Raw genomic sequence first — 16390 nt, 5'->3', positions numbered from 1 at the left:
ATGAGTGCGCTGTACATGATTGTTGGCACCCTGATTGCACTCGGGGTGTTGGTTACTTTCCATGAGTTCGGTCACTTCTGGATCGCCCGCAAGTGCGGGATCAAGGTTCTGCGTTTTTCGGTCGGCTTCGGCACGCCATTGCTGCGCTGGCACGATCGCCACGGCACCGAGTTCGTGGTGGCGGCAATTCCGTTAGGTGGCTACGTCAAAATGCTCGATGAGCGTGAAGGCGATGTGCCGCTGGACCAGCTCGAACACGCCTTCAATCGCAAAACCGTTGGGCAGCGCATCGCCGTGGTTGCGGCGGGGCCGATTGCCAACTTTCTGCTCGCCATCGGGTTCTTCTGGGTGGTTGCCATGTTGGGCAGCCAGCAGGTCAAGCCGATTATCGGCAGTGTCGAGGTCTCGAGTCTGGCCGCTGAGGCCGGGTTTGCCGCTGGGCAGGAAATTGTTTCGATCGACGGCGAGCCTACCAATGGCTGGTCGGCGGTCAATTTGCAGCTGGTTCGCCGTCTGGGTGAGACCGGCAATCTGGATATTACCGTGCGCGAGCCGGGCTCAAGCGTTGAAAGCCCGCGTCAGGTGGCGTTGAACAAGTGGCTGCAAGGCGTTGGTGAGCCTGATCCGATTGCTGCGCTGGGCATCACGCCTTGGCGTCCGCAGATTCCGCCGGTTCTCGATCAGCTCGACCCACAAGGGCCAGCAGGCGCTGCCGGCTTACAACTGGGTGATCGGCTGGTGGCGCTGGATCAGCAGCCGCTGGACGACTGGCAGCAGCTGGTTGATCGCGTGCGCGGCCTGCCGGGCAAGTCTGTGGTGTTCACCGTTGAACGAGACGGTGCTCAGCGTGACGTGCCAGTGACGCTGGCCACGCGCGGTGAGCCGGATGCGCCTACAGGGTATCTGGGCGCTGGGGTTAAAGGCGTTGATTGGCCGAGCGACATGTTACGCGAAGTCAGCCATGGCCCGATTGCCGCAATCGGCGAGAGTTTTAAGCGCACGTGGACCATGAGTCTGTTGACTCTCGACTCCCTGAAGAAAATGCTCTTCGGCGAGCTCTCGGTAAAAAACTTGAGTGGGCCGATAACCATTGCTAAAGTGGCGGGCGCTTCGGCTGAGTCGGGCTTGGGGGATTTTCTTAACTTCCTCGCCTATCTGAGCATAAGCTTGGGGGTACTCAATTTGTTGCCTATTCCGGTATTAGACGGAGGGCATTTGCTTTTTTACCTGGTCGAGTGGGTGCGTGGTCGCCCATTGTCTGAGCGGGTTCAAGGTTGGGGGATGCAAATTGGCATAAGTCTGGTGGTTGGGGTGATGTTACTGGCCCTGGTTAACGATTTGAGCCGTTTGTAATCGCTACTGAATTACAAATCTGTCGCCAAGAGCGGCAGATTTTTTATCGTCAGTTGGAATAAGAAAGGACTTCATGAAACGTCTGCTGCTGCCTGCGGTGCTTTCCGCATTGATGATCGCCGAAGTTCACGCCGAGTCCTTCACCATCTCCGATATCCGCGTAAACGGTCTACAGCGTGTGTCTGCGGGGAGCGTGTTTGGCGCCTTGCCGCTTAACGTCGGTGAAGCTGCTGATGACCGCGCTCTGGTCGATGCAACGCGTGATCTGTTCAAAACTGGATTCTTTCAGGATATCCAGCTCGGACGTGACGGTGATGTGCTGGTAATTACAGTCGTCGAACGACCTTCGATTTCGAACATTGAAATTGAAGGCAACAAGGCGATTACCAGTGAAGACTTGCTCAAGGGCCTGAACCAGTCCGGCCTGGCTGAAGGTGAAATCTTCCAGCGTGCAACCCTTGAAGGCGTGCGTAACGAGCTTCAACGCCAGTACGTTGCCCAGGGCCGTTACTCGGCTGAAATCGAGACCGAGGTGATCCCGCAGCCACGTAACCGTGTGGCGCTGAAGATCAACATCAACGAAGGCTCGGTTGCTGCGATCCAGCACATCAACGTAGTCGGTAACACGGTGTTCCCTGACGACGATCTGATTGATCTGTTCGAGTTGAAAACCACCAACTTGCTGTCGTTCTTCAAGAACGATGACAAGTACGCCCGTGAAAAGCTTTCCGGTGACCTTGAGCGCCTGCGCTCGTATTACCTCGATCGCGGTTATATCAACATGGATATCGCCTCGACTCAGGTTTCGATCACCCCAGATAAAAAGCATGTTTACATCACGGTGAACATCGACGAAGGCAGCAAGTACAAAGTCAGCGACGTTCGCCTCAGTGGTGACCTCAAGGTACCTGAGGAAGAAGTTCGTAAGCTGTTGCTGGTCAAGGAAGGGCAGGTGTTCTCACGTAAAGTGATGACCAGCACCTCCGAGCTGATCACCCGTCGTCTGGGTAACGAGGGTTATACCTTCGCCAACGTCAACGGTATTCCGCAGCCTAACGATGAAGACAAGACGGTTTCGATCGTATTTGCTGTCGATCCGGGCAAGCGCGCTTACGTTAACCGCATCAACTTCCGTGGCAACACCAAGACGGAAGACGAAGTACTGCGCCGTGAAATGCGTCAGTTGGAAGGCGGCTGGGCTTCGACCTACCTGATCGACCAGTCGAAGACACGCCTTGAGCGTCTGGGCTTCTTCAAGGAAGTAAACGTCGAAACGCCGCAAGTGCCGGGCACTGATGACCAGATCGACGTGAACTACAGCGTTGAAGAGCAGCCGTCCGGTTCGATCACTGCCAGCGTCGGCTTCGCCCAGAACGCCGGTCTGATCCTCGGTGGTTCGATCAGCCAGAACAACTTCCTCGGTACCGGTAACAAGGTCAGCATCGGCTTGACCCGCAGTGATTATCAGAGCCGCTACAACTTTGGCTTTGTGAATCCCTACTGGACGCCGGATGGTGTGAGCCTGGGTTATAACCTGTTCTATCGCTCGACTGACTACGATGAGCTTGATACCGACGTATCCAGCTATGCGGTAGACAGCTACGGTGCGGGCATGAGCATCGGTTATCCGATCAGCGAAACCTCGCGTCTGACCTACGGCTTGACTGTGCAGCAGGATGACATCAACACCGGTGTTTACACCGTTGATGAAATCTACGACTTCCTGAACAAGGAAGGTGACAGCTACCTGAACTGGAAAGCGTCTTTCGGCTGGTCCGAATCGACTCTCAACCGTGGCGTGCTGGCGACCCGTGGTCACTCGCAGAGCTTCGTGGTTGAAACAACATTGCCAGGCAGTGATCTATCGTTCTACAAGGTCGATTACCGCGGGCAGATTTTTGCACCGATCAATGATGACTACACCATGCGTTTCCACACCCAGTTGGGTTATGGCGACAGCTTCGGTGATACCTCGGAACTGCCGTTCTACGAGCATTACTACGCCGGTGGTTTCAACTCGGTACGTGGTTTCGAAGACAGCAGCCTGGGCCCGCGCAGTACGCCAAGTGTGGTGCGCAACGATCAGGGTGAAATCATCTACGGTGTGCCGGATGCCAATGGTCGCTACACTGACCCGGATCAGGACCCACTGCCGTTCGGTGGTAACGTGTTGATTCAGGGTGGTGCCGAGTTGCTGTTCCCGCTGCCGTTCGTCAAAGACCAGCGTTCACTGCGGACCTCGCTGTTCTGGGATGTGGGTAATGTCTACGACACCAACTGCACCGATAGCCAGAAGCAGTTGAGCGACAGCTGCGATATCGACTTGGGCAGCATGGCGAGCTCGGTGGGTGTTGGCCTGACCTGGATCACTGCTCTGGGGCCGTTGAGCTTCAGCTTGGCTGCACCGATCAAGAAGCCGGACAATGCAGACACGCAGGTGTTCCAATTCTCGCTTGGTCAGACGTTCTAAGCGTTTGAACTTAATCAATCACAAGTTTTGCAGGGGTGCATCGTGCGTAAGTTGACTCAAGTTATTCTGTTAAGTGCTGCTTTGATGGCGACTGCCACTCCGGCAATGGCTGAAATGAAAATTGCTGTGCTGAACTATCAAATGGCCTTGCTCGAATCCGATGCTGCCAAGCGTTACGCAGTGGATGCCGAGAAGAAGTTCGGCCCGCAGTTGAGCAAGTTGAAGTCGCTGGAAAGCAGCGCCAAGTCGATTCAGGATCGTCTGGTCAAAGGCGGCGACAAGATGCAGACCGCTGAGCGTGAGCGTCTTGAGCTTGATTTCAAGCAAAAGGCCCGTGACTTCCAGTTCCAGTCCAAGGAACTCAACGAAGCCAAAGCAGCTGCCGACCGCGACATGCTGAAGAAGCTGAAGCCGAACCTGGACAAGGCCGTTGAAGAAGTCATCAAGAAAGGTAACTACGATCTGGTTCTGGAGCGTGGCGCCGTGGTTGAGGTTAAGCCTCAGTACGACATCACCCGCCAGGTTATCGAGCGTATGAACCAACTGCGTTGATCTGATGACGGCTAAAGAATTTACACTCGGCCAACTGGCCACTCGGCTCGGAGCCACCCTCAAGGGTGACTCCGAGTTGTTGATTACTGGCCTTGCAACTTTGCAGGACGCCGGCGCCGGGCAATTGAGCTTCTTGGCAAATGCCCAGTACCGTAAATATCTGGCTAATACCCAGGCGGCTGCGGTGTTGCTCACAGAAGCGGATGCCGAGGGTTTCCCCGGTAACGCGCTGATTGTGGCCAATCCGTATCTGGCTTACGCCGAGCTGTCGCATGCCTTTGATCGCAAGCCGCAAGGCGTGGTCGGGGTGCATCCGAGCGCGTTGGTGGCAGCAGATGCCAGCATTGATCCGACGGCCAGTATTGGCGCTTATGCTGTGATCGAGAGCGGGGCGCAGATTGCGGCCGGTGTCACCATTAGCGCGCATTGCTTTGTCGGTGCGCGTTCGGTGATCGGTGAAGGTGGCTGGTTGGCGCCGCGCGTTACCCTGTATCACGACGTGCGTATCGGCCGGAATGTGGTTATTCAGTCAGGCGCAGTGATCGGCGGTGAGGGCTTCGGCTTCGCCAACGAGAAGGGCGTGTGGCAGAAAATAGCGCAGATTGGCGGTGTGCTTATCGGCGATAATGTCGAAATTGGCGCCAATACCACGGTCGATCGCGGCGCGCTGTCCGACACGGTGTTGGGCAATGGTGTGAAGCTGGATAACCAGATCATGATCGCACACAACGTACAGGTCGGTGACAACACCGCAATGGCCGGTTGTGTCGGTATTTCTGGCAGCACCAAGATCGGCAAGAACTGTATGATTGCCGGCGGCGTGGGCATGGTCGGTCATATTGAGGTTTGTGACGGTGTGTTTGTCACGGGCATGACCATGGTAACGCGCTCGATTACAGAACCGGGCTCATATTCTTCAGGTACGGCAATGCAGCCGGCGAACGAGTGGCGCAAAAGTGCAGCGCGGATTCGCCAGTTGGATGATATGGCCAAACGCTTGCAGCAGCTGGAAAAACAGCTCGCCGCAGTGACCTCGAACGGAAAAGCCTCATCTGATGCGTGAGCACGGAAAAACCGTGCTCCTCTTTTTTTATTACAGGCTTCTCTGGAAATGATGGACATCAACGAAATTCGTGAATACTTGCCGCACCGTTACCCGTTTCTCCTGGTTGACCGGGTGGCGGAGCTGGACGTTGAAGGCAAATGTATTCGTGCCTATAAGAATGTCAGCATTAATGAGCCTTTTTTCAACGGCCATTTTCCTGAGCACCCGATTATGCCGGGCGTCCTGATTATTGAAGCCATGGCTCAGGCAGCGGGTATCCTGGGTTTCAAAATGATGGACATCAAGCCATCAGACGGCACGCTATACTATTTTGTTGGCTCGGATAAACTGCGTTTTCGCCAGCCGGTTGTGCCGGGCGACCAGTTAATTCTCGAAGCCAAGTTCCTCAGCTCCAAGCGCAGCATCTGGAAGTTTGAGTGCAAGGCAACCGTAGACGGCAAGGAAGTCTGTTCAGCTGAAATTATTTGTGCGGAACGCAAATTATGAGTTTGATTGACCCTCGCGCCATAATCGATCCTGCTGCCAAGTTGGCTGACGACGTTGTGGTCGGGCCTTGGTGCATTATTGGGGCTGATGTGGAAATTGGTGAGGGTACCGTGCTCGGGCCTAATGTCATCATTAAAGGCCCGACCCGAATTGGTAAACACAACCGTGTTTACCAGTTCTGCTCACTTGGTGAAGACACCCCGGACCGCAAGTACAAGGGCGAACCCACGCGCCTGGTGATTGGCGATCACAACATCATCCGTGAAGGCGTGACCATGCACCGTGGCACGATTCAGGACCGTGACGAAACCACCGTCGGTGATCACAACCTGATCATGGCTTATGCCCACATCGGCCATGACAGCGTAATCGGTAACCACTGCATTCTGGTTAACAACGTCGCGCTGGCAGGCCACGTGCACATTGGTGATTGGGCGATTCTGTCCGGCTACACCCTGGTTCATCAGTTCTGCCACATTGGCGCGCACAGCTTTGCGGGCATGGGTACGGCGATCGGTAAAGACGTTCCGGCGTATGTCACCGTTTCCGGCAACCCGGCCGAAGCTCGCACTATGAACTTTGAGGGCATGCGCCGTCGTGGTTTCAGCGCCGAAGCCATTCAGGCGCTGCGCCGTGCCTACAAAATTGTCTACCGTCAGGGCCTGACCATCGAAGACGCTTTGCTTGAACTGGCTGAGTTGGCCGATGAGTTCAGCGAAGTGGCGGTATTCCGCGACTCGATCCAGTCTTCCCAACGCGGCATCACCCGCTAATTTATGTCGGCTGTATTGCGCGTCGCCCTGGTGGCTGGCGAAGCTTCGGGCGATATTCTCGGCGCGGGTCTGATGCAGGCGCTCAAGCTGCGCCATCCGCAGGTCGAGTTTATCGGGGTTGGTGGGCCGCGGATGCAGGCTCAAGGCCTCGAGCCGATTTTTCCGATGGAACGCTTGTCGGTGATGGGCTTGGTCGAGGTCCTCGGCCGCCTGCCGGAGCTGCTCTCGCGTCGCCGCGACCTGACCAAAACCCTGATTGCCGCTAAACCGGATGTGTTTATCGGCATCGATGCGCCCGATTTCAACCTTGGCCTTGAATTGAAGCTGCGCCAGGCCGGGATCAAGACCGTGCATTACGTCAGCCCGTCGGTTTGGGCGTGGCGGCAAAAGCGCGTGCTGAAGATTCGTGACGCCTGCGACCTGATGCTCACGCTGTTCCCGTTCGAGGCGCAGTTCTACGATGAACATCAGGTGCCGGTGCGCTTTGTCGGCCATCCGCTGGCGGACGAAATCCCGCTGCAAGCGGATCGCCATGGCGCCCGTGAAGCGCTGGGTCTGGCTCACGATGCTCCGGTAATTGCACTTATGCCGGGCAGTCGCGGTGGTGAAGTAGGGCGCTTGGGCGCTTTGTTCCTGGATGCGGCTGAACGTTTGCGCGCGCTGCGTCCCGGTATTCAGTTTGTGCTGCCGTGTGCGAGCCGTGAACGTCGCGAGCAACTTGAAGCCATGCTCGCCGATCGCGATCTGGCCCTGACGTTGCTCGATGGCCGTTCGCATGAAGCGTTGGCGGCCTGCGATGCAGTGCTGATTGCATCCGGCACCGCAACCCTCGAGGCGCTGCTGTACAAGCGGCCGATGGTGGTTGCCTACCGCGTTGCTCCGCTGACCTACAGCATCCTCAAACGTCTGGTTAAGAGCCCGTATATTTCGCTGCCAAACCTGTTGGCCAAGCGCCTGCTGGTGCCTGAAATGATTCAGGACGCAGCGACTGCCGAGGCGCTGGCGCAAACGGTTTCGCCGCTGCTTGATGGCGGCGAGGTGCAAACCGAGGGCTTCGATCAGATCCATCGTTCACTGCGCTGCGATGCCTCCAAGCAGGCGGCTGATGCAGTACTTGAGCTGGTAGGTCGCGCCTGATGCAGATGGGATTGGATTTTGCTCAGGTCGAAGAACTTGTCGCTGGGGTGGACGAAGTGGGTCGTGGCCCGCTGTGCGGCGCAGTCGTGACCGCTGCGGTGATTCTTGATCCGGCGCGGCCGATTCTGGGGCTCAACGACTCAAAAAAGCTCACAGAAGCGCGCCGCGAAATGCTCTTTGACGAGATTCGGGAGAAGGCGCTGTCCTGGTGTATTGCCAGAGCTGAGGTTGAAGAGATCGACCAGCTGAATATTCTTCACGCCACAATGCTGGCCATGCAGCGAGCTGTAGAAGGGCTCAGCGTCACCCCTAAACTTGCGTTGATTGACGGCAATCGTTGTCCGAAATTGAACGTTCCCAGTGCATCTGTGGTCAAGGGTGATAGCTCGGTGGCGGCGATTGCCGCTGCATCGATTTTGGCGAAAGTGAGTCGTGACCGGGAAATGCTTGCGCTTGATGCGCAATATCCGGGTTACGGCATTGCCAAACACAAGGGCTACCCGACACCGGTTCATCTTGAGGCGCTGCGGCGTCTGGGGCCAACGCCCATCCACAGGCGCTCGTTTGCGCCGGTCAGAAACCTGCTAGACAGCTAATTCGCGGCCATTGTCGCCTGACTGCAATTATGGGTCGCTCATTCGCAGGCAAGCGAGCGACCAATATTTCAAAGTCCCAGCCCTTTCGCGCTGTCTACACTGGTAGTCAGCATCATTTTCAGGTTGCACCTTGAGTGCGATGCACATTCGTTTCCGGCCGGTAATTCAGGGTCGAGCGTAAATGCCGCGGTAGGCGGTCGGAGGATTTCCATGCAAGAAGTGGCCACGCAGGTTGTCGACCTGTTGAACGGGTTGATCTGGGGGAAGGTACTCATCTGGTTGCTGGTTGGTTCCGGTTTGTACTTCACCGTTCGCTTGGGCGCGGTACAGTTTCGTCACTTCGGGCACATCTTCACGGTGCTGCGCGGCAGCCGTAACAGTGACAGTTCGGGTATTTCATCGTTTCAGGCGCTGTGTACTTCACTGGCGGCGCGCGTCGGTACGGGCAACATTGCCGGTGTCGCCGTGGCGATCACGCTCGGTGGGCCGGGTGCGATTTTCTGGATGTGGATGATTGCTCTGGTCGGCATGGCCACAGGTTTTGTTGAGGCCACGCTGGCTCAGTTGTTCAAGAGCCGCGACGAGCAAGGCCAGTTTCGCGGCGGTCCGGCGTATTACATGGAGCGTGGCCTCAATGCACGCTGGATGGGCATTCTGTTCTCGATCTTCCTGATCATTGCCTTCGGTTTCGTGTTCAATTCCGTGCAAGCCAACACCATCAGCGGCGCGATGATTGGCGCGTTCAATATCGACTGGGGCAAGTTCGCCCTGATGGGCAGCGTAATCCCAGTGGCATCAGCGGTGATCGGTCTGGGCTTGGTGGTGCTGACCGCATTGATTATCTTCGGTGGCCTGCGCTCCATTGCGCGCTTCTCCGAGCTGGCCGTGCCGGTTATGGCAGCGGCCTATCTGCTGGTGGCGCTGGTTATCATCGTGATCAATTTCAGCGAGTTGCCGGCAGTGTTCTCGTTGATCTTCAAGAGTGCCTTTGGTTTGCATGAAGCAGCGGCTGGTGGCATTGGTGCGGCGATCATGAACGGCTTCAAGCGCGGCTTGTTCTCCAACGAGGCGGGCATGGGTTCTGCGCCCAATGCTGCTGCATCGGCGACGCCTTACCCGCCGCATCCGGTCTCGCAGGGCTATGTGCAAATGGCTGGCGTGTTTATCGATACGCTGCTGATCTGCACCGCCTCGGCCGCGATCATTTTGCTGGCCAAGGTGCCAGCCGGCAGCGCGGAAGGTATTGCGCTGGTGCAGCAAGCGCTGAGCAGCCAGTTGGGTGGTTGGGCTAAGTATTTCTTGGCGGTGGTGATTCTGTTCTTCGCCTTCACCTCAATTGTTGCCAACTACTTCTATGCCGAGAACTGTCTGGTATTCCTGGAGCATAATCACCAGTCGGGTCTGTTGATTTTCCGCTTGGCAGTGTTGGCGATGGTGATGTTTGGTGCGTTGGCATCGTTGCCCTTCGTCTGGAATCTTGCGGACGTGTCGATGGGGTTGATGGCGATTACCAACCTGATTGCCGTGATACTGCTCTCCAATCTGGCGTTCAAGCTGGCGCGTGACTACAACGCACAGCGCAAGGCGGGCAAGGTGCCGACCTTCGATGCCAGCGAGTACCCGGAAGTGCAGAAAAAACTTTCACCCGGCGTTTGGGATGATCGCTAATTAGCGATAGTTTGCACCGCAAAGCTGATGTTTGATCCAAGGCTCGGTACAATCCGGGCCTTGTCGTTTTTGTGTTTTGAATAGGGCTGCCATGACTGTTCCATTTGTCCATCTGCGTGTGCACAGCGAATACTCCCTGGTTGACGGTCTGGTCCGGGTCAAGCCGTTGATCAAGGCCGTCGCCGGCGCGGGTATGCCGGCGGTGGCAGTCACCGATCAGAGCAACATGTGCTCGCTGGTCAAGTTCTATAAAGCCTCGATGGGCGCTGGTATCAAACCCATCTGCGGTGCTGATATCTGGCTGGCCAGTGCCGATGAAGATGGCGCGCTGACGCGCATGACCTTGCTGGTGATGAACGGCAAGGGTTATCGCAACCTGACCGAGCTGGTCTCGCGCGGCTGGAGTGAAGGCCAAAGCAATGATTTGGTGATTATCCAGCGCGATTGGGTCAAAGCGGCTGCCGAAGGGCTTATTGCGTTGTCCGGCGCCCGTGAAGGTGAAGTCGGGCGCGCCCTGCTGGCCGGTGATCCGGTGCTTGCCGAGCAGCGTTTGCGCGAATGGCAGGCGGTGTTCCCCGATCGCTTCTATGTCGAGTTGCACCGTACTAATCGCGTCAACGACGAAGAATACCTGCACATGGCCGTTGAACTGGCGGACCGGGTTGGCGCGCCACTGGTGGCTACCAACGATGTTCGCTTCATTAATCAGGATGACTACGAAGCGCACGAAACCCGAGTGTGCATTGGTGAAGGCCGCTCGCTGGACGACCCGCGCCGCCTGCGCAACTACTCCGATCAGCAGTACCTGAAAACCCCGGAAGAGATGGCCGAGCTGTTCAGTGATCTGCCGGAGGCGCTGGAAAATACCGTCGAAATTGCCAAGCGTTGCAATATCGATGTGCAGTTGGGCACCTACTTCCTGCCTAACTTCCCGATTCCAGACGGCATGACCATGGATGAGTACTTTCGCAAAGTCTCGTTCGACGGACTCGACGAGCGTCTGGAGGTATTGCTGCCCAAGGACACGCCGGATTACGAGGCGAAGAAGCAGGTGTATGTCGACCGCCTCAACTTCGAGCTCGACATCATCATTCAGATGGGTTTCCCCGGCTACTTCCTGATCGTTATGGACTTCATCAAGTGGGCCAAGAACAACGGCGTGCCGGTAGGACCAGGCCGTGGATCGGGTGCGGGCTCGCTGGTGGCGTATGTGCAGAAGATCACCGACCTTGATCCGCTGGCCTATGACCTGCTGTTCGAACGCTTCCTCAATCCCGAGCGGGTGTCCATGCCCGACTTCGACGTCGACTTCTGTATGGACGGGCGCGACCGGGTTATTGATTACGTGGCGGAAAAGTACGGCCGCAACGCTGTAAGCCAGATCATCACCTTCGGCACCATGGCCGCCAAGGCGGTGGTGCGTGACGTGGCGCGGGCGCAGGGCAAGTCTTACGGTTTGGCGGATCGCTTGTCGAAGATGATTCCGTTCGAAGTCGGTATGACGCTGGCCAAGGCGTTCGAGATGGAAGAGCCGCTGCGCGACTTCCTCAAGACTGACGAAGAAGCGGCTGAAATCTGGGAGATGTCGCTCAAGCTCGAAGGTATCTGCCGCGGCACCGGTAAGCACGCCGGTGGTGTGGTTATCGCGCCGACCAAGCTCACCGACTTCTCGCCGATTGCCTGTGATGAAGAGGGCAACGGTCTGGTCACTCAGTTCGACAAGGATGACGTGGAATCGGCGGGTCTGGTGAAGTTCGACTTCCTCGGTCTGCGTACCCTGACGATCATCAAGTGGGCGATGGAAACCATCAACCGCGAGCAAGCCAAGCAGGGCTTGCCGGACCTGAATATCGACTTCATCCCGCTGGACGACAAAGCCACGTTCGCGATGTTGCAAAAAGCTGAAACCACCGCGGTGTTCCAGCTTGAATCGCGCGGCATGAAGGAACTGATCAAAAAGCTCAAGCCCGACTGCCTCGAAGACATGATCGCACTCGTGGCCCTGTTCCGTCCGGGCCCGTTGCAGTCCGGCATGGTGGACGACTTCATCAACCGTAAGCACGGTCGTGAGCCGATCTCCTATCCGCATCAGGATTACCAGTACGAAGGCCTGCAGCCGGTTTTGGCGCCGACTTACGGGATCATTCTGTATCAGGAACAGGTGATGCAGATTGCCCAGGTCATGGCGGGCTACACCCTTGGTGGCGCCGACATGCTGCGCCGCGCCATGGGTAAGAAAAAGCCTGAAGAAATGGCCAAGCAGCGCGGCGGTTTCATTGAAGGCTGCGCCAGTAACGGTATTGATGCGGACCTTGCGGGCAACATCTTCGATCTGGTGGAGAAGTTCGCGGGTTACGGCTTCAACAAATCGCACTCGGCCGCCTATGGTCTGCTTTCGTATCAAACTGCCTGGCTCAAGGCGCATCACTCGGCGGCCTTCATGGCGGCGGTGTTGTCGGCGGATATGCACAACACCGACAAGGTCGTCACGCTGATCGAAGAATGTCGTAGCATGAAGCTGCGTCTCGATGCGCCCGATGTGAACACCTCTGAGTACAAGTTCACGGTTAATGATGAAGGCTGGATTGTTTACGGTCTGGGCGCGATCAAGGGCGTGGGCGAGGGGCCGGTAGAGGCGATTGTCGAGTCGCGTAAAGACGGCCCGTTCAAGGATCTGTTCGACTTCTGCTCACGGGTCGACCTCAAGCGAATCAACAAACGCACCCTCGATGCATTGGTGCGCAGCGGCGCGCTGGATCGTCTCGGGCCGCACTTCCATGAAGAGATCAAAGAGTATCGCGCCAATATCGACCGTAACCGCGCCGTATTGCTGGCCGCGACCGAAGAGGCTGTGCAGGCCGCCGAGCAAACGGCGCGCAGCCATGACAGCGGACACATGGACTTGTTTGGTGGCGTCTTTGCCGACGAAACCGCCGATGTTTATGCCAAGCACCTGAAAGCGCGGGAACTGACGCTTAAAGAACGTCTCAAAGGTGAGAAGGAAACCTTGGGGTTGTACCTCACCGGGCACCCGATCGACGAGTACGAAGGCGAGGTTCGCCGTTTTGCCCGTCAGCGCATTGTTGATCTGAAACCGTCACGTGAGTCGCAAACGGTTGCCGGCTTGATTGTTAACCTGCGGGTTATGAAGAACAAGAAGGGCGACAAAATGGGCTTTATCACCCTGGACGACCGTTCCGGGCGCATTGAGGCCTCTTTGTTTGCCGAGGCCTTCGCCAGTAATCAGGCGTTGCTGCAGAGCGATGCGCTGGTAGTGGTCGAGGGTGAGGTGAGTAACGACGACTTCTCGGGCGGTATGCGTTTGCGTGCCAAGCGCGTGATGAGTCTGGAGGAGGCACGTACCGGACTGGCCGAAAGTTTGCGTTTGCGTATTGCCAGCACAGCGCTGAAGGCGGACAAACTGAACTGGCTGGCGCAATTGTGTGAACGCCACCGGGGCGCTTGCCCGATCACGCTGGACTACGCTGGCACGGATGCACGGGCGCTGCTTGAGTTTGGCGAAAAGTGGCGGATTGATCCGGCAGACAGCCTGATTCAGGCATTGCGTGACCAGTTCGGCCGAGACAACGTCTTCCTTCAATACCGCTAAGGATTATGTAGCACTGAAAAGGACGCGTGCCGCGCAGTTACAAGGTTAGAGGGCTCATTGAGGCGCAGTTTTTGGTAAAAATCAGCGCTTTCAGAGTCTTACAAATGCCGCAGTACTGAGCCGCGCTCTTTTTCGATCCTTAACTTTTGAGGCCTAGGCCTTATGTAAGGGTGGCGGCACTTGACGTCTACAGCGTGCGCATTGATCCTTCAGGGTTGTTGCGCCAAGACTCAGGTGTCGACCTGGATGAGCCCAATCCTATAAGGTAGGGCATAAACGGATACCGCTCCCCGGCCACTTGGCCGTCGACGCAAGACGGATGACTATGAACCCGAATTTTCTTGATTTCGAACAGCCAATCGCTGACCTGCAAGCCAAGATCGAAGAGCTTCGCCTGGTCGGTAACGACAATTCACTGAACATCAGTGATGAAATCGCGCGGCTCCAGGACAAAAGCAACGCGTTGACTGAAAGCATTTTCGGCAACCTGACCAGCTGGCAGATCGCCAAGCTGGCGCGGCACCCACGTCGTCCCTACACCCTCGATTATCTGGGCCATATCTTCACCGAGTTCGACGAGTTGCACGGTGATCGTCACTTCTCCGACGATGCTGCCATTGTCGGCGGTGTTGCCCGTCTGGATGATCAGCCGGTAATGGTCATCGGTCATCAGAAGGGCCGCGAGGTTCGCGAGAAAGTACGTCGTAACTTCGGCATGCCGCGTCCGGAAGGCTATCGCAAGGCGTGCCGCCTGATGGAAATGGCCGAGCGCTTCAAGATGCCAATCGTGACCTTCATCGACACCCCAGGTGCTTATCCGGGTATCGACGCGGAAGAGCGCGGTCAGAGCGAGGCAATTGCCTGGAACCTGCGTGTTATGGCGCGCCTGAAAACCCCGATTATCGCTACCGTTATTGGTGAAGGTGGTTCGGGCGGCGCATTGGCTATCGGCGTTTGCGACCAGCTGAACATGCTGCAGTACTCGACCTATGCGGTTATCTCGCCGGAAGGTTGCGCCTCGATCCTGTGGAAAACCGCAGACAAGGCGCCAGATGCGGCTGAAGCAATGGGCATTACGGCGGATCGCCTGAAAGGTTTGGGTATCGTTGATAAAGTCATTGCCGAGCCATTGGGTGGTGCCCATTGCGACCCGGCAGCGGCTGCCGAGTCTGTTCGCCAAACATTGGCAGCGCAGCTTAAAGACCTGAAGAAACTCGATACCGACGCGCTGCTTGCCCGTCGTTACGAGCGTCTCATGAGCTACGGCGTGGCGTGATGACCCTGTGCGCCAGGGTGCTGGAAAATCTGGCTCCCTGGCGTGACGCACCTGCGTGGCGCGTCGGCTTTTCGGGCGGATTGGATTCAACCGTCCTGTTACATGTATTAGCCAGCCTTGCGCAACGTGAGGCAATCCCGGCACTTTCCGCTATTTATATCGATCACGGCTTGCAAGCTGTCGCGCAAGACTGGCCAGCGCATTGCCAGCAGTTTTGCGCGCGTTTGGCTGTGCCGTTGCATGTTCAGCGCGTGCACGTTGATGACGGACCAAGCCTTGAGCGCGCAGCGCGTGAGGCGCGGTATCGGGCGTTCGATCAGCAGTTGGCAGAAGGGGAGGCGTTGCTGCTTGCCCAGCACCGTGATGATCAGGCCGAAACCCTGATGTTTCGATTGCTCCGTGGCGCCGGCGTGCGCGGGCTCGCGGCAATGGCTGTTAGTCGGCCGTTGGGCGCTGGCGTATTGCTGCGTCCATTGCTGAATGTCGCGCAAGCTGAGCTGCGTGAATACGCCCTGGCGCATCGACTGAGCTGGATCGAAGACCCGTCCAACGCCGATCAACAATACTCGCGTAACTATCTGCGCCATAGCGTGCTGCCGGCATTGCATGCGCGCTGGCCGCAAGCGCTGGGCAATATCGCCCGCGCTGCCGAGCATTTGGGCGAGGCTTCGCAGTTGCTCGATGAGTTGGCAATTGAGGATTTACAGCGCGCTGAATCCTTTGAAACCGCGGCATGGAGCGCAGTGCCGAGCTTGTCGCTGCCGGTATTACGCAGCCTGAGTGAGCCGCGTCAGCGTAATGCTCTGCGCTATTGGTTGCGCGAGCGCACGACGATGCCAGATACGGCGCATTGGGCGAGTTGGATTACCTTGCGTGATGCAGCCCCGGATGCATCGCCAGTCTGGCGTTTGGCTGGCGGTGAAATTCATCGTGCCGACGAGCGGCTATGGTGGCTCAGTGGTGACTGGCTGAGAAAACCTCAGGCGCTTTCCCAGCCCATTATCTCCGGTCAATGGCTGGCGCTGCCCGGTAATGGTCGGGTGCGCGTTGAAGGGATGTTGCCGGACGGGGCGTTTTACATCGGCTACCGTCAGGGGGGCGAGGTGCTGGAGCTGCCTGAGCGTGGCCGTCGCGATTTGAAACGATTATTAAATGAGCATCGGGTGCCGGTTTTTATCCGCACTCGTCTACCCTTGTTGATGTGTCAGGGGCGCGTTTGTGCGGTGGCAAATGTGGAAAATCTCGATGGTTGTTCAAGCAAGCTGTGGCGTCTGGTCTGGCAATTACCGACCAGCGAACTAGGTTTGAGCTGATAAGCCATTTCCGGTAGACTACGCTCCCGTCTTATTAGCGCTTTTGTTGATTCCGTTTCTTTTGAAGAATTGGTCTCGGCAGCGCGTTCA

12 protein-coding genes are annotated in these 16390 nt (G+C 57.0%); all 12 read left to right on the top strand.

From position 1 onward, the window contains the following. Entirely contained in the window at nt 1-1353 is a 1353-nt protein-coding gene (gene rseP, locus PMYSY11_RS15855; protein ID WP_150547396.1) for a sigma E protease regulator RseP, read from the top strand. Nucleotides 1354-1426: 73 nt separating this feature from the next. Then, the gene (bamA, locus tag PMYSY11_RS15850) at nt 1427-3823 is read left to right on the top strand and encodes an outer membrane protein assembly factor BamA (protein ID WP_069899476.1); all 2397 of its coding nucleotides are present in this window, start codon (nt 1427-1429) and stop codon (nt 3821-3823) included. Between the two features lie 42 nt (nt 3824-3865). Continuing rightward, the gene (locus PMYSY11_RS15845; RefSeq protein WP_069899475.1) at nt 3866-4375 is read left to right on the top strand and encodes an OmpH/Skp family outer membrane protein; all 510 of its coding nucleotides are present in this window, start codon (nt 3866-3868) and stop codon (nt 4373-4375) included. 4 nt (nt 4376-4379) lie between these two features. Next, nucleotides 4380-5438, top strand: coding sequence for a UDP-3-O-(3-hydroxymyristoyl)glucosamine N-acyltransferase (lpxD, locus tag PMYSY11_RS15840; protein WP_420830062.1), 1059 nt, complete (start codon nt 4380-4382; stop codon nt 5436-5438). Between the two features lie 48 nt (nt 5439-5486). Further along, a complete protein-coding gene (fabZ, locus tag PMYSY11_RS15835; protein WP_069899473.1) occupies nt 5487-5927 on the top strand; it encodes a 3-hydroxyacyl-ACP dehydratase FabZ in 441 nt (146 codons plus the stop codon). After that, nucleotides 5924-6700 carry an acyl-ACP--UDP-N-acetylglucosamine O-acyltransferase gene (gene lpxA, locus PMYSY11_RS15830; protein WP_069899472.1) on the top strand — a complete coding sequence of 259 codons (777 nt, stop codon included), beginning with the start codon at nt 5924-5926 and terminating at the stop codon, nt 6698-6700. The genes fabZ and lpxA overlap by 4 nt, the downstream gene beginning before the upstream one ends. A 3-nt stretch (nt 6701-6703) precedes the next feature. Continuing rightward, complete coding sequence (gene lpxB / locus PMYSY11_RS15825) at nt 6704-7837, top strand: lipid-A-disaccharide synthase (protein ID WP_090508894.1); 1134 nt, start codon at nt 6704-6706, stop codon at nt 7835-7837. Continuing rightward, a complete protein-coding gene (gene rnhB / locus PMYSY11_RS15820; RefSeq protein ID WP_090508893.1) occupies nt 7837-8433 on the top strand; it encodes a ribonuclease HII in 597 nt (198 codons plus the stop codon). The genes lpxB and rnhB overlap by 1 nt, the downstream gene beginning before the upstream one ends. 210 nt (nt 8434-8643) lie before the next feature. Next, nucleotides 8644-10101 carry an alanine/glycine:cation symporter family protein gene (locus PMYSY11_RS15815; RefSeq protein WP_150547394.1) on the top strand — a complete coding sequence of 486 codons (1458 nt, stop codon included), beginning with the start codon at nt 8644-8646 and terminating at the stop codon, nt 10099-10101. A gap of 91 nt (nt 10102-10192) precedes the next feature. Beyond that, nucleotides 10193-13711: a DNA polymerase III subunit alpha gene (gene dnaE / locus PMYSY11_RS15810; RefSeq protein ID WP_090508891.1), complete on the top strand. Its 3519-nt coding sequence runs from the start codon at nt 10193-10195 to the stop codon at nt 13709-13711. A gap of 325 nt (nt 13712-14036) precedes the next feature. Beyond that, nucleotides 14037-14987: an acetyl-CoA carboxylase carboxyltransferase subunit alpha gene (locus tag PMYSY11_RS15805; RefSeq protein ID WP_069899467.1), complete on the top strand. Its 951-nt coding sequence runs from the start codon at nt 14037-14039 to the stop codon at nt 14985-14987. Continuing rightward, nucleotides 14987-16300: a tRNA lysidine(34) synthetase TilS gene (tilS, locus tag PMYSY11_RS15800; RefSeq protein WP_150547393.1), complete on the top strand. Its 1314-nt coding sequence runs from the start codon at nt 14987-14989 to the stop codon at nt 16298-16300. Before PMYSY11_RS15805 ends, tilS begins: the two co-directional genes overlap by 1 nt. The last annotated feature ends 90 nt before the right edge of the window (nt 16301-16390 follow it).

Source organism: Pseudomonas marincola (assembly GCF_900682675.2).
GTDB lineage: Bacteria > Pseudomonadota > Gammaproteobacteria > Pseudomonadales > Pseudomonadaceae > Aquipseudomonas > Aquipseudomonas marincola.
This window is presented reverse-complemented; position numbering and strand designations above follow the sequence as displayed.